Source organism: Butyricicoccus sp. OF10-2 (assembly GCF_003481925.1).
In the GTDB taxonomy this organism is placed as follows: Bacteria; Bacillota; Clostridia; order Oscillospirales; family Butyricicoccaceae; genus Agathobaculum; species Agathobaculum butyriciproducens.
Window position 1 is genome coordinate 30,225 of sequence record NZ_QUMC01000016.1, and the last position, 24,714, is coordinate 54,938.

The following is a 24,714-nucleotide window of genomic DNA, read 5'->3' on the forward strand; positions in this document are numbered from 1 at the left end:
TATGAAAAAAATAACTGCGCTGCTGCTTGCGCTTTTGATGCTCGTCGGCGCTCTTGCCGGCTGCGGAAAGCAGAACGATACCAACAAAACCGACAAACTGAGCATTGTCACCACCATTTTCCCCGAATATGACTGGGTGCGTGAGATTTTAGGTGACAAAGCCGATAACACCGAAGTCACGATGCTGCTTGATAACGGCGTTGACCTGCACAGCTATCAGCCACTGCCGATGACATTGTCAAAATCTCCAACTGCGACCTGTTCATCTATGTGGGCGGCGAGTCCGACGGCTGGGTGGACGATGCTCTGAAAAATGCCACCAACAAGAACATGAAGGTCATCAACCTGCTGGATGTCCTTGGCGACAGCGTCAAGACCGAAGAAGTGGTCGAGGGTATGCAGGAAACAGAGCACGATCACGACCATGACCACAGCAAGGAAGTCTCCACCTTTGAAGATGACGAGGTTCAGGACAGAAGCCTGTCTGATTGGGCGGGCGACTGGCAGTCTGCCTATCCCTTTGTGCTGGACGGAACGCTGGATGATGCGTTTGCAGCGATGGCAGAGAAAGGCGAAATGACCGCCGAAGAATACAAGAACTACTATCAGAACGGCTACAAAACGGACATTACCAACATTGATATTGAGGGTGACCACATCGAGTTCACCTACGAAGATAGCAAGAAGGTCGGCTCTAACTACAAGTATGTCGGCTATTACATTCAGAACTGGTCTACCGGCACGAAGGCGGCCATGTATCGCTTTGAGGCGGAGGACAAGGATTCCGGCGCGCCGGTCTACATTGAGTTCAATGACCACATGATCGAACCGGCCGCCGCCGAACACTTCCACATCCGGATGAGCAACGAGAGCTTCGACGCGATCGTCGATCCCGAAAACTCCTGGCCTACCTTCTTCCCGGCTGATATGACCGGCGAAGAGATCTGCGAACACATGGAAGGGCATGACCACGACGAGGACGAAGACCACGAGCATGAGGAAGAAAAGGACGAGCACGTTTGGCTTTCTCTGAAAAACGCGGAGGTTCTTGTAAATGCCATTTCCAAGTCCTTGCAGGAGCTGGACCCCGACAATAAGGACATCTACGCTACCAACGCCGCTGCCTATATCGAAAAGCTCTCTGCGCTGGACGGCGAATATCAGGCTGCCGTGGACGCTGCGACCTATAAGACCGTTCTGTTCGGCGACCGTTTCCCGTTCCGCTATCTGGTGGACGATTACGGTCTGAGCTACTATGCCGCTTTTGTGGGCTGCTCCGCCGAAACGGAAGCCAGCTTTGAGACCGTTTCGTTCCTTGCTAAGAAGGTGGATGAATCGAAACTGCCCTGCGTTCTGACCATTGAGGGCGCACAGCATAAAATTTCCGAAACCATTATCCAGAACACCGCTGAGAAAAATCAAAAGGTGCTGACCATGGATTCCATGCAGTCCACCACTTCTAAAGATGTGGCAAACGGTACGACCTACCTCTCCGTGATGGAGAAGAACCTGTCCGTGCTGAAAGAAGCATTGGGTTAAGGAGGTAGGTCTATGGCTCAGCTCACTTGTCAAAATCTCCGCGTCGGCTATGATGGGAAGTCCGTTCTGCAAGATCTCAGCTTTGAGGTCTTTGCAGGCGACTACCTCTGCATCGTAGGGGAAAACGGCTCTGGTAAGAGTACACTTATGAAAACGATCCTTGGCTTGCAGCCGCCCATCAGCGGCAGAATTTTGACAGGCGACGGGCTGAGGAAAAATGAGATCGGCTACCTGCCGCAGCAGACCGTCGTACAAAAGGATTTCCCTGCATCCGTGAGAGAGATCGTTCTCTCCGGGTGTCAGGGGCGCTGCGGCAGCCGCCCCTTTTATAACAAAGAAGAAAAACAGCTTGCCGAAGAAAACATTCGGAAAATGCAGATTGATAAGCTCTCAAAGCGATGTTATCGAGAGTTGTCCGGCGGGCAGCAACAGCGGGTATTGCTTGCCCGTGCGCTGTGCGCCACACAAAAAATGCTGCTCTTGGACGAGCCTGTTTCCGGGCTTGATCCCAAAGTGACAGCGGAAATGTATCGTCTGATCGACGAACTGCACCATCGGGACGGTATCACCATTATTATGATTTCTCACGATATTGCCGCCGCAGTCAAATACGCCAGCCATATTCTGCATATTGGCAACACCGTTTTCTTCGGAACAAAGGCAGAGTATCTCCAAAGCCCGCAAGGGCGGCTATTTGCCGCAGAGAAAGGCGGTGATGAACAATGACTGCAATCTTGGAAAAACTGACCCTCTATTGGGCGTACCCCTTTGTCCGCTATGCGCTGGTGGTCGGCGTGCTGATTGCGCTCTGTTCCTCTCTGCTGGGCGTAACGCTGGTGCTGAAACGGTTTTCCTTCATCGGTGACGGACTTTCTCATGTGGCGTTCGGAGCATGGCGGTTGCCGCTGTGCTACAAATCACCAACGAAATGCCGCTGGTCATGGTCATTACAATCATCAGCGCCGTGCTGCTTCTGCGTACCGGGCAGAACACGAAGATCAAGGGCGACGCCGCCATCGCCATGATCTCGGTGGGGGCACTTGCTATCGGCTATCTGCTGATGAATTTGTTCTCCACATCCTCTAACTTGTCCGGCGATGTGTGCAGTACGCTATTCGGCTCGACCTCTATTCTGATGCTGACGAAAAGCGAGGTCTGGCTGTGCGCGGTGCTGTCGGTGGCGGTCGTGGCGGTATTTGTTCTTTGCTACAACAAAATTTTCGCTGTGACCTTTGATGAAAACTTTGCAAAGGCTGTGGGGACAAAGGCCGATTTGTATAACTTACTGATTGCCATAACGGTCGCCGTTGTGATCGTGTTGGCAATGAACCTTGTCGGCTCACTGCTCATATCCGCCCTTGTTATTTTCCCGGCGCTGTCTGCCATGCGGGTCTACAAAAACTTCCGTGCGGTGACGATCTGTGCGGCCGTCCTTTCCGTCTGCTGCGCCGCACTGGGCATTCTGATCTCCATCCTAGCTGGAACGCCGGTCGGCTCGACCATTGTGGCTGTGGATATTTTTGCATTTCTGATTTTCTCAGGAATATCCCGATTGGGAGGTATCCGCACATGAAACAGGCTTTGTTTATTCTCGCCGTCGCGCTTTATCTGGTTTCCCTCTGCGCCTGCGGCGATCAGAAGATCCAGTCCAAATCGAAGCAGGGCAGCGCGACCCAGCAGGTCGTTCAGGAGCAGATGGCGAATGCCATAGGCGAAACAACCGCTCCGCCGACTGCAATTCCGGAGCAGCAGCCTGCTTCGGATAAAACTGCACCGAAAAAATCCGTTCCGGAACCGGAGCAGACGCAGCCCGCCGAAGCGCTTCCGGACTATGAACCGGCACAGGCCTCCGGCGAACCGGATGTCGATCTGACTACGCTCAGCAGCACGATGGTCTACTCCGAGATCTATAACATGATGTACGAGCCGGATCGGTATGTCGGAAAGCGCATCCAAATGAATGGGCAGTTTGCGGCCTATGGGAATCCGAACACCGGCGCGGTGTACACGGTCTGCATCATCATGGACGCGACTGCCTGCTGCTCGCAGGGGCTGGAATTCGTCCTCGCGGGCGAGCATAGCTATCCTGCCGACTATCCCGAACTGGGAACAGAAATCACGGTCGTTGGCACATTCCAGACCTACGAAGAAAACGGATATATGGACTGCCATCTGGTCGATGCAGAGATAACCAAGTAAGAAATCGTATCTTGCAAAAAATAGCAGCTTTCCACCGAAGCCGCATTTCTGCGCAACGGTTGACGAAAGCTGTCTGTTTTGCTATATTATGCCCGTCAGCACAGAATATATCCGATGCGTGGCTTCCTGCATCGAGCGAGCCGGGTGGTATTGAATAGCGCTTTACAATCACCCGGCGGTTATCGCCCTAAAATGCAACTTTTCTGCGAATACAAGCTGATTTTCAGTTTCCACAGTGTCGAACATACTCTGCATCGAAATACCCACCTATCGACTTTGCGGTTTTGTGGGATTTTTTGCACGACCGCAAATATACACACGCCCCAGCGAATGGTGTTCACCCCGCAGCAATTCACTGTTTCACAAAGGAACTGCACAAAAGCGATAACTATTTCACCTTTTTCACTGCCCTTGCTTTACAGAGACGAAAATTGGTGATTTTCGACCCTTAGATGTACAAAAACAGGCGGCACCCAGCTGAGTGCCGCTCAGCCTGTAGAAAAAGTCTGTCTTAGCAATCACGCCAAGGCAGGCTTTTTCGTTTGAAAAGGGAAAAATAGCAGCCAAGAAAAATAATCGGCCGCCAAAATCCTTCTCCACCTCTTCCTATGAGAAGGATTTTTGCGTTTCCATTTCCAAGCGGCCAGTTTTTTCAAATTCATGGCAGCAAATTTAAGCTTCACCCAGTTGGTAACCTGAGCCAAGCCTCTGTACTGCGTATAGCGCATACCGTGCTTTTCTTTTGCATCGGCAAACACACGCTCAATTTTTTGTTGTCTTAGCTTGTAGATATCCCTGTACGAAGGTGTGTGTCGTACATCCTCAGCCATCTCCACAAAGTGCTGCCAGATATGCCTTGTAACGTTTTTTTCGCACTTGGCATTTTGTGTACACATCGCTTTTGTTGGGCAGTCTGCACACAGATAAGAACGGCTTTTGTATTCGCGGTAGCCATCGCGGTTTGTGGTAGAATGAAGTCAGAACTCTGCCACTTTCAAAGATTCTTTTGCAGATCCAAGGGGTTTTGTAGGCGCTGTCGGCTGCAACGATTTTGTGTTCGGGGTAGTGCTGGCAAATATCATCATACAGAGAATCAAATGCTACGCTGTCGTGAATATTTCCTGGCGTAACATGTACACCTAAAATAAAGTTGTGCTTGTCACAAGCGGTATACGCTTCATAGGCAAAGACTTTCTTGTGTTCGCCCGAATACGCCGCATTCCGGGTCTGTAGTCGAAACAGTCTTTTCTACCATTTCCGATTCACCGGAGTTATCTCCACTGCCAGAATCATTCCCGTTGTTGTTTTCGTCGAAGGGCTTCTTTCCGTGCGCTTCTCTGTCCAAATATCCCTCGTCCGCAGCTGCCTTTAATACCCAGCGAAAAATACACTCTACCGATGCGGTATTAAAACGGTGTTTGAAGTTATAGCTCACCGTTGAAAAATGCGGAACCTGCTCGTTCAGCGGATATCCAATAAACCACCGATGCGCCATATTCATCCCAATCTCTTCCAGTGTTCGGTGCAGAGAACGAATGCCGTAGATATGTTGAATCAGCACAATTTTGAACAGAACAACAGGATCAATGCTGGGACGTCCATTGTCTTTGCAGCACAAATCCTCAACAAATTCATACACCTTATTAAAGTCGATCGCTGCATCGATCTGACGCAGCAGATGGTCCTGAGGAACCATCTGTTCCAAACTTACAAACTCAACTTGATTTCTGTTTTCAATATTTTTCGTTAGCACGTTTATCACTCGTACTTATTATTCCATTTTTCGAACCATTTTACCAGAAAAAGGCCACCCAAATACTTCACGGTCAAACTCCATAATGAGGCCTCCCAATGTGTTACAGAGTAGAGATTTCTATGTATGTTGCGGATGATAAACTTAGGGCAATACCGCATAATTGAACAAGAGTGATTTGCGAGTAAATTTTGCGTACTGACGAGGCTCAGTTTTGCGGTAATACTTGATGTATTACCGTGAAACTGCAACAAAGTCAGGGCACAAAATTTCCGCAAAGCACCGCCGCTTTAATTGTGCGGTGTTGCCTTAGTTTTAATATATACTTAGGGCTTATTTGCTTTTCTTATTCAGCAGTTCACCATATGATCTAAATTCGTCAATGCGATGATCTCCTACAAGGGGACTGCATCATCTGCTTTGCGCTGGCGTTCAACCGGAGCAGTCTCTCACTCTGGGGGATTCCTTGGCGAATCAACTCCGCATTGATGCTTTCAAGATTAGCAAGAACGATCAATTGTTGCAGGCTTGCTTCATCCCGAATATTTCCTTTGGAATCCGGGTGTGTCTGGCGCCATTCCTTTGCCGTGATGCCGAACAGTGCAACATTCAGCACATCTGCTTCATTGGCGTAGGTAAAGCACTGACGCTGTGGGATCACATCCGGCGGAATCAGTACATCTTTGATTGCATCCGTATGCTTCCTCCGTATTCTGAAATTTGGTTGGCTGCAAATCTCGGAAACGGAGGGCGGGCCGCGGCAGCGGGGTTGCGCACAGGGCGCAAAAAATCCCACAGCGACACCGCTGCGGGCATAAGAGTATTTGAGGGTAACGATGATGGACGGGGCGGGGTATCCTCAAAAGGACGCAAAAAGTCAGGGCATCCGATGCCCGGCCATAGGTGAATGAAGGAGGGCTGCCATTCGACAGCGACGACAGTGCCGCGGATGTGAGGATACCTCATAAGAACCGCCTGTTCCGGCTTGGAGCCATGTTTTTCATTATCGTGCAGGTTCGGCCTCTGCGCTCAAAGCAGAAGATCACGACAGAAAAGCGGAGAGATTGCTGTATCGCAGTCTCTCCGCTTTCAACATGGATGGCTGTTCAGAAGCTCTGAACAGAGGGATGTATCAGATGGTGTGTTCTCAGTGGTCGAATGCCTGCCGGTTATTTCTTAGGCGGGTATAGAATGCTGCTTCAACCCCCATGTTCGTTGCCTACCGATTGGCCTCTTGTTCCTACATTTTGCTGACAACAGCCCTGATATCTACCACTATAAAAGCTATCCCTCGCTTGTTCATCTGCCTCCGATCATCCTTCCGGAAATTGCTCATTTGTGTACTTCCGCCGATAGCTGGACCATAGTTGAAGTCCCACTGGGACAAACGGGCTGGTGACATCACATAGCTGCCATGTTCAGCCGGATGCATCTGCTCCTGTGTTCATTTTTGAAATGATGTCAGAGAGGAAGCTGTCTGCGTTCCCAGACCTCAGGTCCTTTTTCTGAAGCAGCAGCACGCGTTCATCGTCGCAGACCACAAGCCACAAATGCAATGATTCAAAGACGCTCTTTATCCGTGTATAAGAGAGATGTTCTTCCTTCTCCTCTGCGCAGATCGTTACACCGGCATCCTCGAAGCGGATAGTGGTTTTGAACTTTTCCCAATCAACGGCCCGCCGCAGCTTCAGCGCTTTCCACGCCTCCTTTTTGCAGGATGCCGGTATGCGCGGCGGCGTTCTTCCGCGAGCAAGGGCAAACTCCAGCAAACCTGCAATGATCACGGCTCCGCCCACAATGATTCCCGCGGTGGTTTTTGGCGGCATCAAACCAAGAATCAGTGTCAAAAGGCCCAGAGCCAGCAGGAACACGCCATAAATGCGGTAGCGCACCGTCCGCTTTTCGCGCGCCGGGCCTTTCGCGGCGTGAGTTCTGATGCGGTCTATCGCATTCCACATAGCAGGGCAGCGCCGCCGGCTTTCAGCTTCCAAACACTGGTGCAGCAGCTCTACGGTTTCTCTGTCCACAGCAGGGTCATCGCAGTTGCTTATTTGAAAAAGATACATGGTGCTTCTCCGTTTCGAAATCGGCTCATTGAGAGTGCCGGAAAATCCATTCACAGCATATCGACTGCCCGGCGGCAGTCCGATATGCTGTGATGTGCTGATGGTACTTTGCATAAGAATTGCCGACCGCTTGCATCCTATTTTTCAAACAGATGCAGCAGATATCCGTAGCCCTCGGCCTCCATTTTTTCATAGGGGACGAAGCGCAGAGCCGCACTGTTGATGCAGTAGCGCACGCCATTGGGGGACTCCGGATCGCCGGTGAACACGTGGCCGAGGTGGGAGTCTCCGGCACGGCTTCTGACCTCTGTGCGGCGCATGCCGTGGCTCAGGTCCTCCAGTTCCACCACGGCAGGGCCCTCAATGGGCTTTGTGAAAGCCGGCCAGCCGCAGCCGCTTTCGTACTTATCCGTGGAGGAAAAGAGCGGCTCGCCGGTGACGACATCCACATAGATACCCTTTTCAAACTTGTCCCAGAACTCGCCCGTGAAGGCACGCTCCGTGCCGCTCTCCTGCGTAACACGGTACTGCTCCGCCGTCAGCTTGTCCCGGATGGACTCCGCCGCAGGCTTCTGATAGTCGCCCGGGTCGATGCGCAGCCGGGAAAAAAGCTCCATCTCCTCGCGCGGGATGTGGCAGTAGCCGTCCGGATTCTTTTCGAGGTAGTTCTGATGGTATTCCTCGGCGGGATAGTAGTTCTTGAGCGGGCCGATCTCCACGAAGAATTTCTCGCTGCGGCCGCGCTCGATCTCCGCGATGCGCTTCACCGTTTCTCTCGCGCTTTCATTGGTGAAGTAAACGCCGGTCTGGTACTGGCTGCCCCGGTCGTTTCCCTGCCGGTTTTGTACCGTGGGGTCGATGACATAGAAGTACGCCATCAGCAGCGCGTCGAGGCTCACCTGCTCGGGGTCGTATTCCACCCGCACGGTCTCCCGAAAGCCGGTCTCTCCCTTGCAGACGGTCTTGTAATCGGCGTCCGCCTCGCAGGTGCCGTTGGCGTAGCCGCTCTCGGCGTCGATAACGCCGGGGATGGACTGCATCAGCTGTTCCATGCCCCAGAAGCAGCCGCCCGCCAGATAGATGACATTGTCTGTGGTATCCATATAGGTGATCTCCTCGTCAGACCGGTCAAAAGCCGGGCCGTCCATGTTTGCTTCCTGTCCGCTCTTTTCCTTCGGCACAGTCTGCCGCCCGGCGGCGCAGCCGCTCAGCAGCAGTACCGCGGCGAAAAGCAGGGCTAATACACTTCGATACATCGCGTTTCCTCCTTTCAGGGGAATCCGGGCTCACTCCGCCCCTTGCCCGCCGAGGGCAATGCAATGGCGCGCAGCAGGCACTTTTTTAAATCTCAGGTCAGCCCATATCGGCGGCAAGAGCCTGGTCGATGAGTTTTTGCAGCGTCTCCGCCTGCTTCTTTTCCGTGATGGCGCCTACGATGGGTTCACCCACGATGTTGCCGCTGCGGTCGACCACATAGGTTGTGGGATAGGCAAAGATGTTGGTGGTAAACTTTCCCGCCTCACCGTCGGAGTCAAAATACACATTCTGATAGGTGGCGCCTTTCTTGGCAAGCACCTCCTTCGCCTCGGCAATGGCCTTCTCGTCGCCGTCCAGCGTGAAGGTGTTGACGCCGATGAGCGCGCCGCCCTTCTTCGCCAGTTCCTTGTTCAGCGCGTCCAGCTCGCCAAGCTCACCCACGCAGGGATTGCAGGTGGTGAACCAGAAATTCACCACGGTGACGGCGTTGGCGGAGAACAGCTCGTCGCTCTTCACCGTGTTGCCATCCAGGTCCTTGCCATCAAAGACGGGGAATTTCTGCATACTGCCGTCGTCGGGAGGGTTGCTCGTGTCGCTGCCCGCGGGCATGCTCATATCGCCGTCCATGGATTTCTGCATGATATCGGGATACTTCTCTTCCAACTCGGTCAGCTTGTTTTCAATATTGCTGATCTCCGTGGCTGACTCCTTCAGCCATGCAAACTCCTCGTCGCTGAACTCTTCCTTGGCGTCCTCGATGGTCTTGAGCAGGAAGTCGCCATAGTTTTTGCCGTCCTCCTGCATGGTCATGCCCTTATCGGCCGCCATGAACACCTTCTCCCAGAGCTCGGTTTTTTCCGACAGGAGCGCGTTCTCCTGTGCCATGAGTTCCTTGTGCATGGCGAGCGCTTCCTCGGCATTTTTCGCTTCGCCAGTCATGGCGGAGCCGTTACCGCTCATGTCGCCCATCTTGTCATTGTTCTTCGTACCGCAGGCCGCCAAGGCCAGCAACATCAGCACGGCAAAAGCCCGTGTAAAAATTCTCTTTCTGTTCATTTTGATTCCTCCATCGTTATTTTCTTTGTTGTTTCTTTCCCATTGCCGAAGCCGTAGTGGAAGCTCACGGCGTTCGTCGGGCAGGCGCGGATGCACATCCCGCAGCGGATGCACTCGGTATGGTTGGGCGTTTTCGTCACATCCACATCCATCTTGCAGGCTCTGGCGCATTTCCCGCAGGAGACGCACTTATTCTTATCCACTTTCATCTGGAAGAGGGACACCCGGTTGAACAGCGCGTAGAACGCGCCCAGCGGGCAGAGCCACTTGCAGAACGGTCGGTAGAACAGTACACTCAGCGCAATCACCGACAGCAGGATGCTGAATTTCCATGTAAACAGCTTGCCCAGCGCCGCCCGGATGCCGGAATTGGCAAGGGACAGCGGGATGGCTCCCTCCAGCACGCCTTGGGGGCAGAGGTATTTGCAGAAGAACGGGTCTCCCATGCCAACATCGTTCACAAGGAACGCCGGCAGGAGAATGACCATCACCAGCAGGACAGCGTATTTCAGGTATGTCAGCGGCTTCAGCCTCTTTGTGGAGAGCTTCTTTGTCGGAATTTTATGCAGCAGCTCCTGAAACCAGCCGAAGGGGCATAGAAAGCCGCAGATAAAGCGCCCCAGCAGCACGCCCAGCAGAATGAGAAAGCCTGTGATATAGTAGGAGAAGCTGAACTTGGACGAGCCCACCACCGCCTGAAACGCCCCAATGGGGCAGGCCCCGGACGCCGCCGGACAGGAGTAGCAGTTCAGCCCCGGCACGCAGACGGTCTTCCCTGCCCCTGATACAGTCTGCCCTTGAGGAAATTCGGCAGATGCAGGTTGGTCAGCAGCGTCGCCCCCGCCTGAATCCAGCCCCGGAAGCGGGACATGGTCTGTGAAACGCCTGAAAACTTTTTACCCAATGCCCACACACTCCAGACATAATTGGATTGCTTTGCTCAGCACCGTCGCCGCCTCGCCCCGCCAGACACCGAAGCACAGCATGGTAATTCCGGTTATCAGCAGCACGATCTGCGCCGCGGCCTTTTTCCCGCAGCTCATTTTTCATCACCCTTTCCGATTTTCTACCCCCATTATAGCGCGGGAGAGTTAAAGTCTCTGTTAAGAACGAAAACTTAACGCAACTCTTATCTGTTTTTTCTATAAGGAAAGCAACACAAAAACGAAGAAATATAAAGGAGGGCTCTCATGCACCTTTTAGTAATTGAAGATGAACGCGCCCGGGGCGAACGACTATCTGGCAAAGCTCTTCCACTTGGCGGAGCTGGAGGCCCGCATCCGCAGCCTGACATTGCGGCAGTTCACCCAGCAGGATGTGCTGCTAAGCTGCGGAGGCCTGACCTTTGACACCCGCTCCCGTACCGCCGCCGTCAACGGGCAGACGCTGACGCTGACTCGCAAGGAAACGGGAATCCTGGGATACCTGATGGTGCATCAAGGAAGTCCAGTAAGTCAGGAGGCGCTGATGGATCACGTTTGGGACAATAGCGTGGACAGCTTCAGCAATTCCATTCGCGTCCACATCTCCGCCCTGCGCAAAAAGCTCCGCGCCATGCTGGGCTATGACCCCATCCGCAACCGCATCGGCGAGGGCTATCTGATGGGAGGCGAGGAGGAATGAAGCGTCTTTCTTTGCAGTGGCGCATCACGCTGATGACCGTCCTGCCCATCGGCATCACCTGCGTGGCCATGAATTTACTGCTGTGCTCCTCCGGTGTGTACTATATGGACACCATTGCGGACAGCTTACAAGGCGGCAGCACGGTGATCCTGAATGATGGCGGAGCGGCGAGCTTTGACCCGCAGCTCATAGCGCCCAACGAGGAGTTGACCATCGTCGTCGATGGGGTGCAGGGGCGCTTCCGCACCACCAACTGGTACATCACGGCGGCGGTAACGCTGCTCAGCGGCAGTTCATCGGCAACGCCGCCCACAAGCTGCGCACGCCACTGGCACTAATGCAGGCACAGTTGGAGCTGTTTTCCGCGGAGCATCCCGATGTGCGACCGGAGACGGCGGAGTTTCTCACCCTCCTGCGCGAGCAGACAGAGCGGCTGACGCAGATGACCAGGACGCTGCTGGAGATGAGCAATCTGCGGCAGGTGGCGCGGAATGAGCGGATCCAGCTCGCTCCATGGTCGAGGAGATCTTCACAGATCTCGCGCCGCTGGCGGAGAAGCGAAGCATCACGCTGGAAGCGGAGGGCGACAGCTCCCTGACCGGCAACGACGCGCTGATCTACCATCTACTCTTCAACCTGACGGAGAACGCCGTCAAATACAACCGCCCCGGCGGCTCGGTGCAGGTCGAGCTTGAGCATGGGCAGGAAAAGTGCATCATTCGCGTTTCCGACACCGGCTGCGGCATTCCGGAGGAGTATCAGCAGAGCATTTTTCATCCCTTCTTCCGGGTAGACAAATCCCGCAGCCGCGAGTACGGCGGCGCGGGACTGGGGCTTTCTCTGGTGTGGGAGATCGCCGATCTCCACGGCGGCTCCGTTTGGGTGGAGGAAAGCTCGGACAAGGGCACGACCATCGCGGTCGAACTGCCGGCAGGGACAGAAAGCGATCCCTCCGGCGCGGATATCACATAACAGTCCTCGGCTGATTCATGGCGATCGTTTTTCAACCTCCACAACATTATCGCGGCAACTTTCGATCAGTTTCCTGTCGTGGGTGATCACAAGAATGGTTCTGCCGTTCCGCGCTTCGCTTTTCAGCCTTTCCGCGATCAGGCGCATATTCTGCCCATCAAGGCCGCTGGTGGGCTCATCAAGGATCAATATCCTGCGGCCGGAAAAATGGCGCAGGCGATGGCAAGGCGCTGCTTCTGTCCGCCGGACAGGGCGGACGGATGCGCATCCCTGTACTCGTAAAGCCCAAATTCTTTCAGCAAATGTCTGGTACGGTCTTTGTTTTCTTCCGTCAATCTGGTATTCAGCAGCAGCTCCTCCGCCACGCTTGCCGTAAAAAACTGCGTTGACATGTCGTTGCCGCAGTAATAGATTTCCCTGCACCGGACTGCCGATCTTGCTTTTTCCCGTCTATCAGGATATGTTTTGTCATTTTTTTGCGAGTAACTCTTGACAGCTCAAACTGTGTCTGATATAGTTACAGTATAAACTGTTATCAAAACAGACACAGTTATTTCGGAGGTGAATCTATGCGTCAGATATTGCTTTTTGCGGCACTTACCGCCTCGCTGGCACTGCTGGCTGGCTGCGCGCTATCCAAAACAAAAAAGGACACGGAGGATATGACCGACAAGGCGGCGTATCATAAAATCAGTGCCGAGGAAGCCTATGAGATGATGGCCTCACAGGAGGTCGTGGTGGTAGACGTCCGCACCCGTGAGGAATACGACGGCGGGCATATTGAAAACGCCGTCCTTGTGCCCAACGAGAGCATCGGGAGCGAAATGCCCGAGGCGCTGCCCGATAAGGAGGCGACGCTGTTGGTCTACTGCCGCAGCGGCCGCCGCAGCAAGGATGCCACCCAAAAGCTGCTGGCGCTTGGGTATCAGAACGTCTACGACTTCGGCGGCGTCATCGACTGGCCCTACGAGCTTGTGAAGGAGGGATAATTGTGAACAGCTCCTTTAATCTGGCAGTCCACGCGCTGGTCTGCCTGAGCCACAGCGGACGCTCTCTCAGCAGCGAAGCGCTGGCGGAGAACATCTGCACCAACCCCACTCGCGTCCGCCGGGTGCTGGCGGGGCTGAAAAAGGCAGGAATGGTGGAGACCCGGGAGGGCTTGGACGGCGGCTACCGCCTGACGGCCGATCCTGCGAGCCTGACTCTGCGGCAAGTGGCGGAGGCGGTAAATACCCGCTTTGTGGACTGTGCGTGGCACAGCGGCGACATCGACCGGGACTGCGCCATCTGCTCCGGCATGGCGGGCGTCATGGACACGCTGTATCGGAACATGAACGAGGAATGCGCCGCCTATCTCTCGCACATTACGATCACAGATATTGAAACACAGCTTTTTACACAGAAATAGGAGGATTTTACGATGCTTACCATTACGACCAACAGCTTTGAAAACGATGTTCTCCGCGCGGACAAGCCCGTGCTGGTGGATTTCTGGGCGCAGTGGTGCCCCTACTGCCGCCGCATTGCCCCGGCCTTTGACAAGGTGGGCGAGCAGTATGCCGACACGCTTATCTCCGGCAAGATCAACTACGACGAGGAGCCGCAGCTCATCGAGCGCTTCGGCATCGACACCATCCCCACGCTGCTGCTCTTTAAGGACGGCAAGGTGCTCGGCTCCATTGTCGCCCCCGCCTCCAAGGCGGCCATTGAAGCGTTTATCAAGGAAACGCTGGCGCAGTGAGGACACGATTATGAAGCAGATCTATGATATGATCGTCATCGGCGGCGGCCCCGCCGGTTACACCGCCGCCCTGTATGCCGCCCGTGCCGGACTTTCCACGCTGGTGCTGGAAAAGCTCTCCGCCGGCGGGCAGATGGCGCTGACGGAGCAGATCGACAACTATCCCGGCTTTGAGGACGGCATCGACGGCTTTACGCTGGGCGAAAAAATGCAGCAAAGCGCGGAGCGCTTCGGCGCGGTGACGGAGCTGGCGGAGGTGTACAAAGTAAGTCTTTCCGGGAAGATCAAGACGCTGGAAACCAGCGAGGGCGTCTTTCAGGGCCGCACGGTGGTCATCGCCACCGGCGCGTCGCCCCGTCCCCTGGGCGTTCCCGGCGAGGATACGCTCATCGGCAAGGGCGTCCACTACTGTGCCGCCTGCGACGGCGCGCCCTATCGGGGCAAGACCGTGGCGGTGGTGGGCGGCGGCAACTCCGCCGCGGCGGACGCTCTCGCCCTGTCCCGTATTGCAAAGAAGGTCTATCTCATCCACCGCCGCGACAGCCTGCGGGCGACGAAGGTCTATCATGAGCCGCTGATGAACGCGCCCAACGTGGAATTCCGCTGGAACAGCACCGTTTCCGCACTGCTGCACGAAAGCCGCCTGACGGGGCTTCGGCTAAAAGACGTCAACACCGGCGCGGAGCAGGAGCTTGCCTGTGACGGCGTGTTCATCAGCGTGGGACGTGCCCCGGCCACGGAGCTGTTCCGAAATGAGCTGGCGCTGGACAAGTCCGGCTATATCGTGGCAGACGAATCCACCCGCACGAATCTTCCCGGCGTGTTTGCCGTGGGCGACGTGCGCACCAAGGCGCTGCGGCAGGTGGTCACCGCCGTATCGGACGGCGCAGTGGCCGTCCACTATGCGGAGGAATATCTGGCGGAGAATCGGTAAAGGGCTGCAAACGATCCTCTCAACGGCAGTTCCTGTCCGTAAGCGATACGATTGCGAGCCTTGCCTCAAAAGAGCGCAGGGCATGTTAGATTAAGGAGATCATATATATGTGGCTGTTTTTCGGAATTTCTGCGATCATTTTTACAGGATTCAATCTGATTTACTCTTTTAAAAACAAGAATGAAAAATGGTTTAGATTCGCAGCCCTATCGTTCACTGCCTTGACCGTATGTTCGTTTTATTCAGACGGAGCGATGCGTGTGCTAAATGAAGATTGGGGAGGCTTGATGGATATTATGCCAACCATGAGCAAGGCTCTGTGGGTGTGTGTAGGGATATCCATTCTATTAAACTCTGTTTCGCTCTTTAGAGAGAAATAACCACATTTCTATCTCAAGGATCCCCCCCCCCCCCGGCTGCACACGGCAGGTCTGTGCCTTTGCCGTAGCCTATGTGGAATTTGAAAAACTGAATGCCAATGCTTTATGACAAAGAAGCAGACTTAAAATGACAGCTTCGCACTGTTCCAACAGAGCAAAGGAGTGCCCCAAGGGGCACTCCTTTTTCATAGCTTTACGCCTTATTCAGCAAGATTTGTAATAAGAATATACTGAAATAGTTAAGCAGATTCCAGAAAAGAGAGAAATAAGCGTTCCGGCATGATTCCTCTAAAGACTTCATGCATAGTTTAGCAGCAACGCGCAGTCCTTAGCCGAGCGCGGAGCTTCTGCTATCCGGGTTTGGACGCCAGCCGTCCATGAGCTTGTCGTTCTCCATGATAAAGGGACTCGCCGTATCCTGTCCCCATGAGGTGTCATATTTCCCCATAAGGTAATCGCTCAGTGCCGTTCGGTCGGCAAAGCGTAGCAGCCGGTACGGCTCCTGAAAGGCAACCTTTTCTACAAAGTACAGCGTCCCGTCCTCTGCCGTCAAAAGAACGCCAACATGCCCGACAAACAGCAGAGATTCCTCCTCGGTCGGCTTATCGTGGAAGAATACCGTGATGAGACGGATTCTTTCATTCTCCCGAAAGGCAACACCGCGGGAAGCCCATTCCTCTTGTACGGTTTGCACATGACGCTTGATCTCCGTAGTATTCTTCGCCTTCATAGAGGAATACAGTGCGCGGAAATCCGCAAGGCTGCTTCCGCCCAGCGCATCGGGATCTGTTTCCAGCGTCTCCTCGTCCACAAACAGCACATCTTCACCGGAATTGATTTGAGAGTCTGCGCTCACAGAGATGAAATCCCCAAACAGGCTCATGGCGGTGATCCGGCAGTTATAGCCCGGAAACGTCCCGTTCTTCGCCGTCCATTCGTCCTGCATGGTATAAGGGTCGTATTTCGTATACAGCAGCTCCGCTTCCTCAAAGCCATCCGTAAGCCATTCCTGCTTCACGATGTCATTAAAGTGATCCACACGGCGGAAAAAGCCTGAATACGCTCATCTGACACGCCTGCGTCGGAGAGCAGCTCCTTCAAAAGTTCCCTTGATCCGCTGTCGTTCAGGTTCGTGTATTCAATTTTTTCCAATGCCGGACGCTGCTCGGCTGCGCCGCAGCCTGCAAGTACGGCGGCAATAATCACAACACATATAATAAAAGTGATTTTCCATCGTGATCTCATAGTTCTAATCTGTCCTTTCTTTGGCGATTGCTCGATTTGCTAAGGTTATTATAGCACCGGATCATAAAACCTATGTTAAGATATACAAAGTGTTGTGGCTTTTGCAGCAAGCAACTTTCCTCACATCTCCAGGTGTTCTGCCATGAGAAGCATTATCTGGTGCAGGCGGTGTGTAGGAGTATCGAAGCAAAGAACAAAAAAGTAAACAGACAATCATGAGTGGCGAGGATAAATGGCCATGCCTTCAATGATTGCTTTCAATAAAGTGCGGCTGCGGAGATGTTCCTCTCCGCAGCCGCATTACGGTTTGTCAGCGCTTCAGCAGCACCTTCAGATCCTCTTCCGGGGTGGTGATGGGAGCAATACCGAAATTCTCTACAAGGTAGTTCAGCACATTGGGCGAGACAAACGCCGGCAGCGTGGGGCCAAGGCGAATATTCTTAATGCCCAGATACAGCAGCGTCAGCAGGATACACACTGCCTTCTGCTCATACCACGAAAGCACCAGAGACAGAGGCAGGTCGTTGACCCCGCAGCCAAAGGCATCCGCCAAGGCCAGCGCGATTTTGACAGCACCGTAAGCGTCGTTGCACTGGCCTACATCCATGAGTCGAGGCAGGCCGCCAATGGTTCCGAGATCAAGGTCATTGAAGCGGAATTTGCCGCAGGCCAGCGTCAGCACCACAGTGTCGGCGGGCGTCTGCTTGACAAACTCAGTATAGTAGTTCCGTCCGGGGCGGGCTCCGTCACAGCCGCCTACCAGGAAAAAGTGCCGGATAGCGCCGCTCTTTACCGCATCGATCACCTGATCCGCCACACCAAGCACCGCGCCGTGTCCGAAGCCGGTCATGACCGTGCTGCCGCCGTTGATGCCGGTGAACGGCTTGTCCTCGTTGTAGCCGCCAAGTTCCAATGCCTTTTCGATGACAGGGGTGAAGTCCTTATCCTCGCCGATGTGCGTCATTTCCGGGTAGGATACCACCGCTGTGGTGAACACGCGGTCGGCGTAGCTTGCTTTCGGCGGCATCAGGCAGTTGGTGGTAAACAGCACCGGTGCAGGGATGTCGGCAAATTCTCTTTGCTGATTCTGCCACGCCGTGCCGAAATTGCCCTTGAGATGGGCATATTTTTTCAGTTCAGGATAGCCGTGGGCAGGCAGCATTTCGCCATGGGTGTAGATGTTGACGCCTTTGCCCTCGGTCTGCTCCAGCAGCAGCTTCAGGTCGTGGAGGTCGTGGCCTGTGATGACGATGAACGGCCCCTTCTCCACCGTCAGCGGGACAGTGGCAGGCGCAGGCGTACCGTAGCTTTCGGTGTTGGCCTTATCCAGCAACGCCATACACTTGAGGTTTTTCTCGCCCACCTCCATGACGATGGGCAGCAGCGCATCCATGCCCCAGTCCTCACCCACAGCAAAGAGTGCCTTGGCGAAAAAGCGGTTCACTTCCTCGTCGGTATAGCCCAGTACCATGGCGTGATGGGCATACGCCGACATACCACGCACACCGAAAAGGATGAGAGATTTGAGGCTGCGAATATCCTCCTGCGCGTTCCAGAGCAAATTCATATCATAATCATCATCCCGCCCACAGCGAGAGCCGCAGCCAGAGCAGTTTGGTGCCAGTCGTTCCCTTTCCGCGTGCACCTGTTCGATCAACTCGCGAATGGTCTTTTCGTTGAAGTTCACATTAGTGACGGTGGTGAACAGTCCCTCGATCATCAGCCGCCATGTATCGGCATTGACCGGTGTATCGGCGTCCGTGGCTCTTGCCAGCCCAATGAGCGCGCCCGTCAGCTCGTCCTGAAGTTCCGCTACATCGGCGGTCTTGCCGCAGACACCGGCCTTACCGGTACAGCCGGTACAACCCGCTGTCTGCTCGCACTGAAAGCAAAACATTTTATGATCCATTATCGTTTTCCTCCTATTTCGGTTCAAATTATGTCCTTTTATCAGAAGCTCACGCCTCCTCGAAGAACTCCTTGTCCACATTGCACAGGTGGCACTCAAAATCCTCCGACACCTCACTCCAAGGCGTTCCGGGGGCGATGCCGCCCTCTGGATAACCTGCGCTCTCGTCATATTATCAACCGCAAAGACTGCATATATACTTCATTGTGCTTCTTCCTTCCTTTTTCTAATGATTTTGTTATTCTTCCACCAGCCGGCCGTCCACTGTTACGGTGACCACCTGCCACGGAATGAATTTTCCGCTCTGCTGGAGCGCTGTTTTTGCTGCGTTCTCCAGCCCGTCGCAGTAATCGTCCCGCATGAGCCGCGCCTTGCCGTCCACCATGGCGATGGCGCCCTCGTGGCAGGCGGCGGCGCAGGCGCCGCAGCCGTTGCATTTATCTTGATCAATTTCAATGATTCTCCGTTTCATCGCAAGACCTCCTTGCTTTTGTGGTTTGAGTATAATAGAATTAAATCAACAAGTCGGTTGAATTTTCAACGAAAGAGGATTTTTTATGAAAGAATTTTTCCCGGTACTCCATACGGCGGCGCTTTTCTCCGGTATTTCCGACGAGGAGCTTGCCGCCATGCTCTCTTGCCTTGGGGCAAGAATCGACACCTTTCCCAAAGGCTCCCGCCTGCTCCGCGCCGGGGAGGCGGTGGAGGAGGTGGGTCTTGTGCTGGCAGGCAGCGCCCTCATCGTGCAGGAGGATATCTGGGGAAACCGCAACCTCCTCTCCAAGACCGGGCCGGGGCAGACCTCGCGGAGGTGTTCGCCTGCGCGCCGGGGGCAGTGCTGAATGTGAGCGTGGAGGCGGAGAGCACGGTGACGGTGATGTTTCTGCATATAAGACGCGTTTTGAGCATGTGCCCCTCCGCCTGCTCCCACCACAGCCGGATCATCCGCAACCTGCTGGGCGAACTGGCAGAGAAGAACCTGCGGCTCAACGAAAAGCTCACCCACATGGGCCAGCGCACAACGCGGGCAAAGCTGATGTCCTATTTTTCCGCCGAGGCGCAGCGCCGGGGTGGCTATGAATTCGACATTCCATTCTCCCGCCAGCAGCTTGCGGATTATCTCGGCGTGGAGCGCAGCGGACTGTCGCTGGAGCTTGGCAAAATGCGGGATGAGGGCCTGCTTGACTTTCATAAAAGCCACTTTCTTCTCAAGGCGCCAGAGACGGACGGCCTTCCTCCTTCTACGCGATAAGGAGCCCCCTTTGGGCGTATTGGAAAGTGCGGATACACCGGGCAGAATGTTGGGCTTTTACAGAAGGAGAGCGCAACTACGAACCTGCAGAGATTGACAAGGTAGCGTCAGCTCGTACAATCTGATTTGATCATACCCACAGCCGCTTTGGCTGTGGGTATTTTCTGTTTGAACTCTAAAATCTTTGCAGAACGCAAGGAGCCTAATGCCAAATTCAGCATGTCACCAACTATGAGGAAAACATCTTTTAGAGGAAGGTCAAACGGTTCGACAGGGAAGATGAACAGTGTCCTTTTGCGATGCCGCTTCCGAAAGATTGCGGCTTCGCCCCTTAACGAAGACTTTAAGTTAAATCTGTTATACTGCTGCAGTCCCCTCAAAAATACAGACAGGAGAAAAAATTGACCGTATGATGAAAAAAAGATATCTCGCTATTCCCATTCTTGCAATCGCACTACATTTTTTGCTATCCAATCTATTATATTTCCTTGTGGAAAGGCTCGTTTTGGATATTTTTCATATCCCCCCGCAGCAATTTATGAAACACTCATATTGGGGCGAGATTTTGATCTACGCTGTTCTTATCCTCGTATTCTTTACGCTCTATAAACTGCTTTGGAGGAAAGATATAAGCGAACCGCGCACAGCGACAAATTTTAAAGATGTGCTCGGCAGTCTGGTCGTGGGATTTGGCATTTGCGGGATCTCCGGTCTTTGGATCATGCTGGCAGAACAGCTTCCCTCGCTGCAGAAAAGCGTTGAGGCAATAAACGCCGGTGCTGAAAATATTGCCGGCGGAAATGCATTTGGAACATTTATGATTGCGGTGATTGCTGCACCTGTTGTAGAAGAAATTCTATTCCGCGGCATTGTACTTCGCTCCATGCGGAAATTCACCCCCGTTTGGGCCGCGATTCTAATGTCATCCATACTCTTCGACGTTTATCACCTGAATATCGTGCAGGCCGTTTATGCCACCCTTATGGGCATTGCCGCAGGAATCCTTTACGAGAAGAAAAAGAACCTGTTGTTTCCCATCCTCGTGCATTTCGCAAACAACCTCATTACTATGCTGCAGGGCTTTGCGCCATCCGAAGTGATGAACTGATCAGCATTTTTATTCTGATTATGATTGCTCCGGCAGGGTATGTCATCTGCCGTTCACTCCGACAGGACAAAAGAGCAGATAGCATGTAAGGGGTTTGCCATCTTTGGTTTTGGGGCGTGTATAGGCAGAAGTCAGAACTCTGCCACTTTCAAAGATTCTTTTGCAGATCCAAGGGGTTTTGTAGGCGCTGTCGGCTGCAACGATTTTGTGTTCGGGGTAGTGCTGGCAAATATCATCATACAGAGAATCAAATGCTACGCTGTCGTGAATATTTCCGGGCGTAACATGTACACCTAAAATAAAGTTGTGCTTGTCACAAGCGGTGTGCGCTTCATAAGCAAAGACTTTCTTGTGTTCGCCCTTGTGGAATACGCCGCATTCCGGGTCTGTAGTAGAAACAGTCTTTTCTACCATTTCCGATTTACCGGAGTTATCTCCACTGCCGGAATCATTCCCGTTGTTGTTTTCGTCGAAGGGTTTCTTTCCGTGCGTTTCTCTGTCCTTGTTTATCTCATCAAACAATTCGTGTGCATAGCGGCTTTGCTTCTTTGGGTGCAGCTTTGCGGGCCTGCTTTTTCAGATTCGCACTTGCCTTTATGTGCGTACTGTCTACAAATATGGCTTCTGTGTCCAAATATCCCTCGTCCGCAGCTGCCTTTAATACCCAGCGGAAAATATATTCTACCGATGCGGTATTAAAACGGTGTTTGAAGTTATAGCTCACCGTTGAAAAATGCGGAACCTGCTCGTTCAGCGGATATCCAATAAACCACCGATACGCCATATTCATCCCATTCTTTTCCAGCGCTCACCGCAGAGAACGAATGCCGTAGATATATTGAATCAGCACAATTTTGAACAGAACAACAGGATCAATGCTGGGACGTCCATTGTCTTTGCAGTACAAATCCTCAACAAATTCATACACCTTATTAAAGTTGATCGCTGCATCGATCTGACGCAGCAGATGGTCCTGAGGAACCGTCTGTTCCAAACTTACAAACTCAACTTGATTTCTGTTTTCAATATCTTTCGTAAGTACGTTTATCACCCGTACTTATTATTTCATTTTTCGAACCATTTTACCAGAAAAAGGCCACCCGTAGGTGACCTTTTTCGACAGGCTGAGGCGGCACCCGGCTGAGTGCCACCTGTTTTTTGTTGTCCAATCCTGCCTGGCAGATGCCGATTTTGTGGTTCTCTCAAATTACTGTCTTATCGGCACACGACTGACAGCCATTTTCTTTTGCTATGTTCAAAGATGTCCGATAACGAGATTCCAGAAGCTCCTGTTCCCGATGTTTGCCATCCCTCCAACGCGGTCCCACTGCATGGATCACATATTTGCAGGGCAAGTGGTATCCCTTTGTGATTTTTGCGCTGCCTGTCTCGCAGCCATGCAGCGTACTGCACTCTGCAAGCAGCTCCGGTCCGGCGGCACGATGAATGCAGCCGTCCACACCACCACCGCCCAAAAGAGATGTGTTGGCAGCATTGACGATTGCATCAACACTCATCTTTGTAATGTCGTTTCTGATAATCTGTAAGGGCATTGCTTATTCCTCTCCCTTCTGCACATCGTTAAACATGCTTTTTTGCAATTCTCGAATCAACATTTCAACCTGTGCCCCTGTAAGAAACGGTGTTTTTATTGTCGATGCCCAATAAAAATTCCGCTTCAAAATTGTTTTTATTTCATTCGGAGAAAGTGCAGGCAACGCCTTGACATCCCCATTAAATTTTTCCGGCACAATCATTCTGACACTATGATATTTTTCATCTGCCACTTCTGTCGGCGTGTCTGTGACAATCTGTCCAACCGCAATAATTCCTCTTCCTTTGGAATAAAAAAGAGCATAATCCCCCTGGGGGAAGCTGTCGATATACCGTTTTGCATCTCCATATGCCGCTATTTTGTTTCCAAGAATCATCTCGGATTCATTTGTGTCTGAATACGAGATATTCGTATCAAACATGATTCCCTTACACGCAGAGAACTCCAATCGATTATTTTCTATTTCTGCCAGAAACTTCACCCAGTATAAAACATTTTCCGGAATGATATGGGACTTATCCGGATTGATCGCAAATTCATAAATAACCGTTGGATCTGCTACTTTCACATTTGAATATTTCTGTGCATTCTGAACGTTTCCTTCCGTTGTAAGCAAATACACTTCACCATTCAGGCTGGAATAGTCATCTGTATTAGGATCAACATCACCCTTCTTTACCTGAATGTAAATATGCTTTCGGTTCAGGTCATTTGGATCAACCAAAACGCACTCATACTTTGGTGTGGCAATTCTATTTGTCGATGGGATGCAAACATAGCCTTTGGTATCATACAACCACAGCGCAAGTAAATCTTCAACATCTTCCGGCTGGAGCAAGCTATAAAAATGTTTCTCACATAATGAGAGAGCCGGATCGGGATAATTGAATAAATCCAGTGCTGAATCGTGGACACGGTTATACAGCATTTGACTGTATGCTTCCACTCCATTTTCTTAATTCTCTGGATGGTTGATCCCATAATAAATGATGTTGCCACAGCACCAGGAACGGATTCTTCATCTGCCGTATCTGTAGCCAGATACCAGTCAATGTTTGTCAACTGATTCGCAGCATCAATCTGTACCGCATCTTCACGAAACGCCCAGGTGCTATTTGCCTTAACCCTTGCAATATAGTATTTTCCTTCATTTCTTGAGCGCATCCATAGGAGGTCTCCTTCTTTTACATCCTCTACCATACGGCACACACTGTCAAATGATTTGTACTGAGTTCTTGCCAGATTACAGTAATCCAAAAATGTATGTATCCCAGAACGTTCTGCCTGGGTTAATTCACGCAGACTCCATCCCATTGCTGCGACATGATTTCTCAAGCAATAGTCGGCAACATTTGTGCCTCCTGTATTCACCTGTAATCTCCATACTGCAGTCAAAGAAAGTTCGTCTACACAATTCTGTAAAAACACCTGCTTACAACAACTTGGCTTTTTCGTAAATCTCCGCACGATAGCGGAAGGTGGAAAGCGGCATCCCGCACAGCTTTGCGGCAGCTGTTCCGGTGATTTTTCCATTTTTCCATTGCTGATATAGATGATGGAAGTTTTCAGGTAAAGGCGCTGGGGGTCTGCCGAAGCGGACACCTCTTGCTTTGGCTGCGGCAATTCCTTCTGCTTGGCGCTGTCGGATATTGGTGCGCTCGTTTTCTGCCACAAAGGACAATACTTGCAGCACAATATCGCTGAGGAATGTCCCCATCAGGTCTTTGCCCCGACGGGTATCCAGCAAAGGCATATCCAGCACCACGATGTCAATTCCTTTTTCTTTAGTCAAAATCCGCCATTGCTCCAGAATTTCAGAATAGTTACGCCCCAGACGGTCGATGCTCTTGATATAGAGCAGATCGTCTTTTTTTAGTTTCCGTACCATTTTCCGGTACTGAGGACGTTCAAAATCCTTGCCAGATTGCTTATCAATAAATAAATTTTTCTCTGGAATAGAAAGTTCTTTCAGAGCAAGAATCTGCCTGTCCTCATTCTGTTCTCTGGTGCTGACACGGATATATCCATACAAATTTCCCATTGCTTTTTCCTCCTTTCTCCTGACCGGGAAAACAGCTCCCGAATCGGATATTTTTCATCTTCTATGGTACTGGATACGTTTACC

Annotated in this window: 27 protein-coding genes and 9 pseudogenes; 15 read left to right on the plus strand and 21 right to left on the minus strand. The window is 52.4% G+C overall.

All coding sequences use genetic code 11. The features are described from left to right. Positions 1-37: 37 nt before the first annotated feature. The 5 genes and pseudogenes from DXB00_RS18180 to DXB00_RS09475 form a co-directional block, all read left to right on the plus strand. A pseudogene (locus DXB00_RS18180) lies at positions 38-402 on the plus strand (metal ABC transporter substrate-binding protein); the annotation flags it as partial. Further along, a complete protein-coding gene (locus tag DXB00_RS09460) occupies positions 397-1,539 on the plus strand; it encodes a metal ABC transporter solute-binding protein, Zn/Mn family (RefSeq protein WP_442861368.1) in 1,143 nt (380 codons plus the stop codon). The pseudogene DXB00_RS18180 and the gene DXB00_RS09460, both read left to right, overlap by 6 nt. A gap of 12 nt (positions 1,540-1,551) precedes the next feature. Then, positions 1,552-2,265 carry a metal ABC transporter ATP-binding protein gene (locus tag DXB00_RS09465; protein ID WP_118361407.1) on the plus strand — a complete coding sequence of 238 codons (714 nt, stop codon included), beginning with the start codon at positions 1,552-1,554 and terminating at the stop codon, positions 2,263-2,265. After that, positions 2,262-3,112: pseudogene (locus DXB00_RS09470) on the plus strand (metal ABC transporter permease). The gene DXB00_RS09465 and the pseudogene DXB00_RS09470 overlap by 4 nt, the downstream one beginning before the upstream one ends. Further along, the gene (locus DXB00_RS09475) at positions 3,109-3,738 is read left to right on the plus strand and encodes a hypothetical protein (protein WP_118361405.1); all 630 of its coding nucleotides are present in this window, start codon (positions 3,109-3,111) and stop codon (positions 3,736-3,738) included. Before DXB00_RS09470 ends, DXB00_RS09475 begins: the two are co-directional and overlap by 4 nt. Before the next feature lie 518 nt (positions 3,739-4,256). Here DXB00_RS09475 and DXB00_RS17720 read toward each other — a convergent pair. From DXB00_RS17720 to DXB00_RS16675, 9 genes and pseudogenes are all read right to left on the minus strand, one after another. Continuing rightward, positions 4,257-4,661 (minus strand): transposase, encoded by a 405-nt coding sequence (locus DXB00_RS17720; protein WP_118361403.1) that lies wholly within the window; start codon positions 4,659-4,661, stop codon positions 4,257-4,259. Further along, positions 4,561-4,980 (minus strand): transposase, encoded by a 420-nt coding sequence (locus DXB00_RS17725; RefSeq protein WP_199677316.1) that lies wholly within the window; start codon positions 4,978-4,980, stop codon positions 4,561-4,563. The genes DXB00_RS17720 and DXB00_RS17725 overlap by 101 nt, the downstream gene beginning before the upstream one ends. Beyond that, the gene (locus DXB00_RS16670) at positions 4,916-5,491 is read right to left on the minus strand and encodes a transposase (protein WP_199697277.1); all 576 of its coding nucleotides are present in this window, start codon (positions 5,489-5,491) and stop codon (positions 4,916-4,918) included. Before DXB00_RS16670 ends, DXB00_RS17725 begins: the two co-directional genes overlap by 65 nt. Before the next feature lie 379 nt (positions 5,492-5,870). Further along, positions 5,871-6,287, minus strand: a complete 417-nt coding sequence (locus DXB00_RS16175) for a hypothetical protein (RefSeq protein WP_147359202.1) — start codon at positions 6,285-6,287, stop codon at positions 5,871-5,873. Positions 6,288-6,909: 622 nt separating this feature from the next. Continuing rightward, positions 6,910-7,671, minus strand: a complete 762-nt coding sequence (locus DXB00_RS09500; RefSeq protein WP_147359203.1) for a YcxB family protein — start codon at positions 7,669-7,671, stop codon at positions 6,910-6,912. A gap of 23 nt (positions 7,672-7,694) precedes the next feature. Next, positions 7,695-8,660: a peptide-methionine (R)-S-oxide reductase MsrB gene (msrB, locus tag DXB00_RS09505; RefSeq protein WP_407926641.1), complete on the minus strand. Its 966-nt coding sequence runs from the start codon at positions 8,658-8,660 to the stop codon at positions 7,695-7,697. A gap of 250 nt (positions 8,661-8,910) precedes the next feature. Next, positions 8,911-9,870: a TlpA disulfide reductase family protein gene (locus DXB00_RS09510; protein ID WP_118730229.1), complete on the minus strand. Its 960-nt coding sequence runs from the start codon at positions 9,868-9,870 to the stop codon at positions 8,911-8,913. Continuing rightward, a pseudogene (locus tag DXB00_RS09515) lies at positions 9,867-10,741 on the minus strand (4Fe-4S binding protein). The gene DXB00_RS09510 and the pseudogene DXB00_RS09515 overlap by 4 nt, the downstream one beginning before the upstream one ends. A gap of 25 nt (positions 10,742-10,766) precedes the next feature. After that, positions 10,767-10,913: a CD1871A family CXXC motif-containing protein gene (locus DXB00_RS16675; protein WP_188885841.1), complete on the minus strand. Its 147-nt coding sequence runs from the start codon at positions 10,911-10,913 to the stop codon at positions 10,767-10,769. A gap of 181 nt (positions 10,914-11,094) precedes the next feature. On the opposite strand from DXB00_RS16675, the pseudogene DXB00_RS09520 reads away from it, so the two are divergent. Both DXB00_RS09520 and DXB00_RS09525 read left to right on the plus strand, forming a co-directional pair. Beyond that, positions 11,095-11,493, plus strand: a pseudogene (locus DXB00_RS09520) (winged helix-turn-helix domain-containing protein); the annotation flags it as partial. Then, positions 11,490-12,465, plus strand: a pseudogene (locus DXB00_RS09525) (sensor histidine kinase). The pseudogenes DXB00_RS09520 and DXB00_RS09525, both read left to right, overlap by 4 nt. A gap of 15 nt (positions 12,466-12,480) precedes the next feature. Here DXB00_RS09525 and DXB00_RS17230 read toward each other — a convergent pair. Both DXB00_RS17230 and DXB00_RS17235 read right to left on the minus strand, forming a co-directional pair. Then, entirely contained in the window at positions 12,481-12,612 is a 132-nt protein-coding gene (locus DXB00_RS17230) for a hypothetical protein (protein ID WP_243022757.1), read from the minus strand. A gap of 38 nt (positions 12,613-12,650) precedes the next feature. Further along, the gene (locus DXB00_RS17235; protein WP_243022753.1) at positions 12,651-12,857 is read right to left on the minus strand and encodes an ATP-binding cassette domain-containing protein; all 207 of its coding nucleotides are present in this window, start codon (positions 12,855-12,857) and stop codon (positions 12,651-12,653) included. A 177-nt stretch (positions 12,858-13,034) separates the two neighbouring features. Between DXB00_RS17235 and DXB00_RS09535 the strand changes: the two genes are divergently transcribed. The 5 genes from DXB00_RS09535 to DXB00_RS09555 all read left to right on the plus strand — a co-directional run bounded on the left by DXB00_RS09535 (position 13,035) and on the right by DXB00_RS09555 (position 15,520). Then, positions 13,035-13,454: a rhodanese-like domain-containing protein gene (locus DXB00_RS09535; RefSeq protein WP_118730231.1), complete on the plus strand. Its 420-nt coding sequence runs from the start codon at positions 13,035-13,037 to the stop codon at positions 13,452-13,454. 2 nt (positions 13,455-13,456) lie between these two features. Further along, positions 13,457-13,873 (plus strand): RrF2 family transcriptional regulator, encoded by a 417-nt coding sequence (locus DXB00_RS09540; RefSeq protein ID WP_118480765.1) that lies wholly within the window; start codon positions 13,457-13,459, stop codon positions 13,871-13,873. 12 nt (positions 13,874-13,885) lie between these two features. Then, positions 13,886-14,206 (plus strand): thioredoxin, encoded by a 321-nt coding sequence (gene trxA / locus DXB00_RS09545; RefSeq protein ID WP_118730232.1) that lies wholly within the window; start codon positions 13,886-13,888, stop codon positions 14,204-14,206. Between the two features lie 10 nt (positions 14,207-14,216). Then, positions 14,217-15,140: a thioredoxin-disulfide reductase gene (gene trxB / locus DXB00_RS09550; protein ID WP_118730233.1), complete on the plus strand. Its 924-nt coding sequence runs from the start codon at positions 14,217-14,219 to the stop codon at positions 15,138-15,140. Positions 15,141-15,247: 107 nt separating this feature from the next. Next, on the plus strand, positions 15,248-15,520 hold the full coding sequence (locus tag DXB00_RS09555) for a hypothetical protein (protein ID WP_118480771.1): 273 nt from the start codon (positions 15,248-15,250) through the stop codon (positions 15,518-15,520). Positions 15,521-15,848: 328 nt separating this feature from the next. Here the strand turns inward: DXB00_RS09555 and DXB00_RS09560 are convergent, their stop codons facing one another. The 5 genes and pseudogenes from DXB00_RS09560 to DXB00_RS09575 all read right to left on the minus strand — a co-directional run. Further along, a complete protein-coding gene (locus tag DXB00_RS09560; RefSeq protein ID WP_243107191.1) occupies positions 15,849-16,559 on the minus strand; it encodes a DUF4300 family protein in 711 nt (236 codons plus the stop codon). Further along, on the minus strand, positions 16,535-16,765 hold the full coding sequence (locus DXB00_RS17240) for a hypothetical protein (RefSeq protein ID WP_243107192.1): 231 nt from the start codon (positions 16,763-16,765) through the stop codon (positions 16,535-16,537). Before DXB00_RS17240 ends, DXB00_RS09560 begins: the two co-directional genes overlap by 25 nt. Before the next feature lie 310 nt (positions 16,766-17,075). Beyond that, entirely contained in the window at positions 17,076-18,674 is a 1,599-nt protein-coding gene (gene hcp / locus DXB00_RS09565) for a hydroxylamine reductase (protein WP_199677315.1), read from the minus strand. Positions 18,675-18,723: 49 nt separating this feature from the next. Next, positions 18,724-18,834, minus strand: a pseudogene (locus tag DXB00_RS09570) (rubredoxin); the annotation flags it as partial. Between the two features lie 174 nt (positions 18,835-19,008). Next, positions 19,009-19,146, minus strand: a pseudogene (locus tag DXB00_RS09575) (ATP-binding protein); the annotation flags it as partial. Between the two features lie 85 nt (positions 19,147-19,231). Between DXB00_RS09575 and DXB00_RS17245 the strand changes: the two are divergent. The 3 genes from DXB00_RS17245 (at position 19,232) to DXB00_RS09585 (ending at position 21,034) form a co-directional block, all read left to right on the plus strand. After that, positions 19,232-19,516: a cyclic nucleotide-binding domain-containing protein gene (locus DXB00_RS17245; protein ID WP_243107193.1), complete on the plus strand. Its 285-nt coding sequence runs from the start codon at positions 19,232-19,234 to the stop codon at positions 19,514-19,516. Positions 19,517-19,581: 65 nt separating this feature from the next. Beyond that, positions 19,582-19,926, plus strand: a complete 345-nt coding sequence (locus tag DXB00_RS17250; RefSeq protein ID WP_243107194.1) for a Crp/Fnr family transcriptional regulator — start codon at positions 19,582-19,584, stop codon at positions 19,924-19,926. Between the two features lie 409 nt (positions 19,927-20,335). Then, a complete protein-coding gene (locus DXB00_RS09585; RefSeq protein ID WP_243107195.1) occupies positions 20,336-21,034 on the plus strand; it encodes a CPBP family intramembrane glutamic endopeptidase in 699 nt (232 codons plus the stop codon). A 42-nt stretch (positions 21,035-21,076) separates the two neighbouring features. Here the strand turns inward: DXB00_RS09585 and DXB00_RS09590 are convergent, their stop codons facing one another. The 5 genes and pseudogenes from DXB00_RS09590 to DXB00_RS09620 all read right to left on the minus strand — a co-directional run bounded on the left by DXB00_RS09590 (position 21,077) and on the right by DXB00_RS09620 (position 24,630). Further along, complete coding sequence (locus DXB00_RS09590) at positions 21,077-21,556, minus strand: transposase (RefSeq protein WP_118730236.1); 480 nt, start codon at positions 21,554-21,556, stop codon at positions 21,077-21,079. Next, positions 21,549-22,085 (minus strand): annotated as a pseudogene (locus tag DXB00_RS09595) (transposase). Before DXB00_RS09595 ends, DXB00_RS09590 begins: the two are co-directional and overlap by 8 nt. Positions 22,086-22,254: 169 nt before the next feature. Next, a pseudogene (locus DXB00_RS09605) lies at positions 22,255-22,587 on the minus strand (macro domain-containing protein); the annotation flags it as partial. A 3-nt stretch (positions 22,588-22,590) separates the two neighbouring features. Then, positions 22,591-23,517, minus strand: a complete 927-nt coding sequence (locus tag DXB00_RS09610; RefSeq protein WP_147358109.1) for a hypothetical protein — start codon at positions 23,515-23,517, stop codon at positions 22,591-22,593. 504 nt (positions 23,518-24,021) lie between these two features. Then, positions 24,022-24,630 (minus strand): recombinase family protein, encoded by a 609-nt coding sequence (locus tag DXB00_RS09620; RefSeq protein ID WP_118730241.1) that lies wholly within the window; start codon positions 24,628-24,630, stop codon positions 24,022-24,024. Positions 24,631-24,714: the final 84 nt, after the last annotated feature.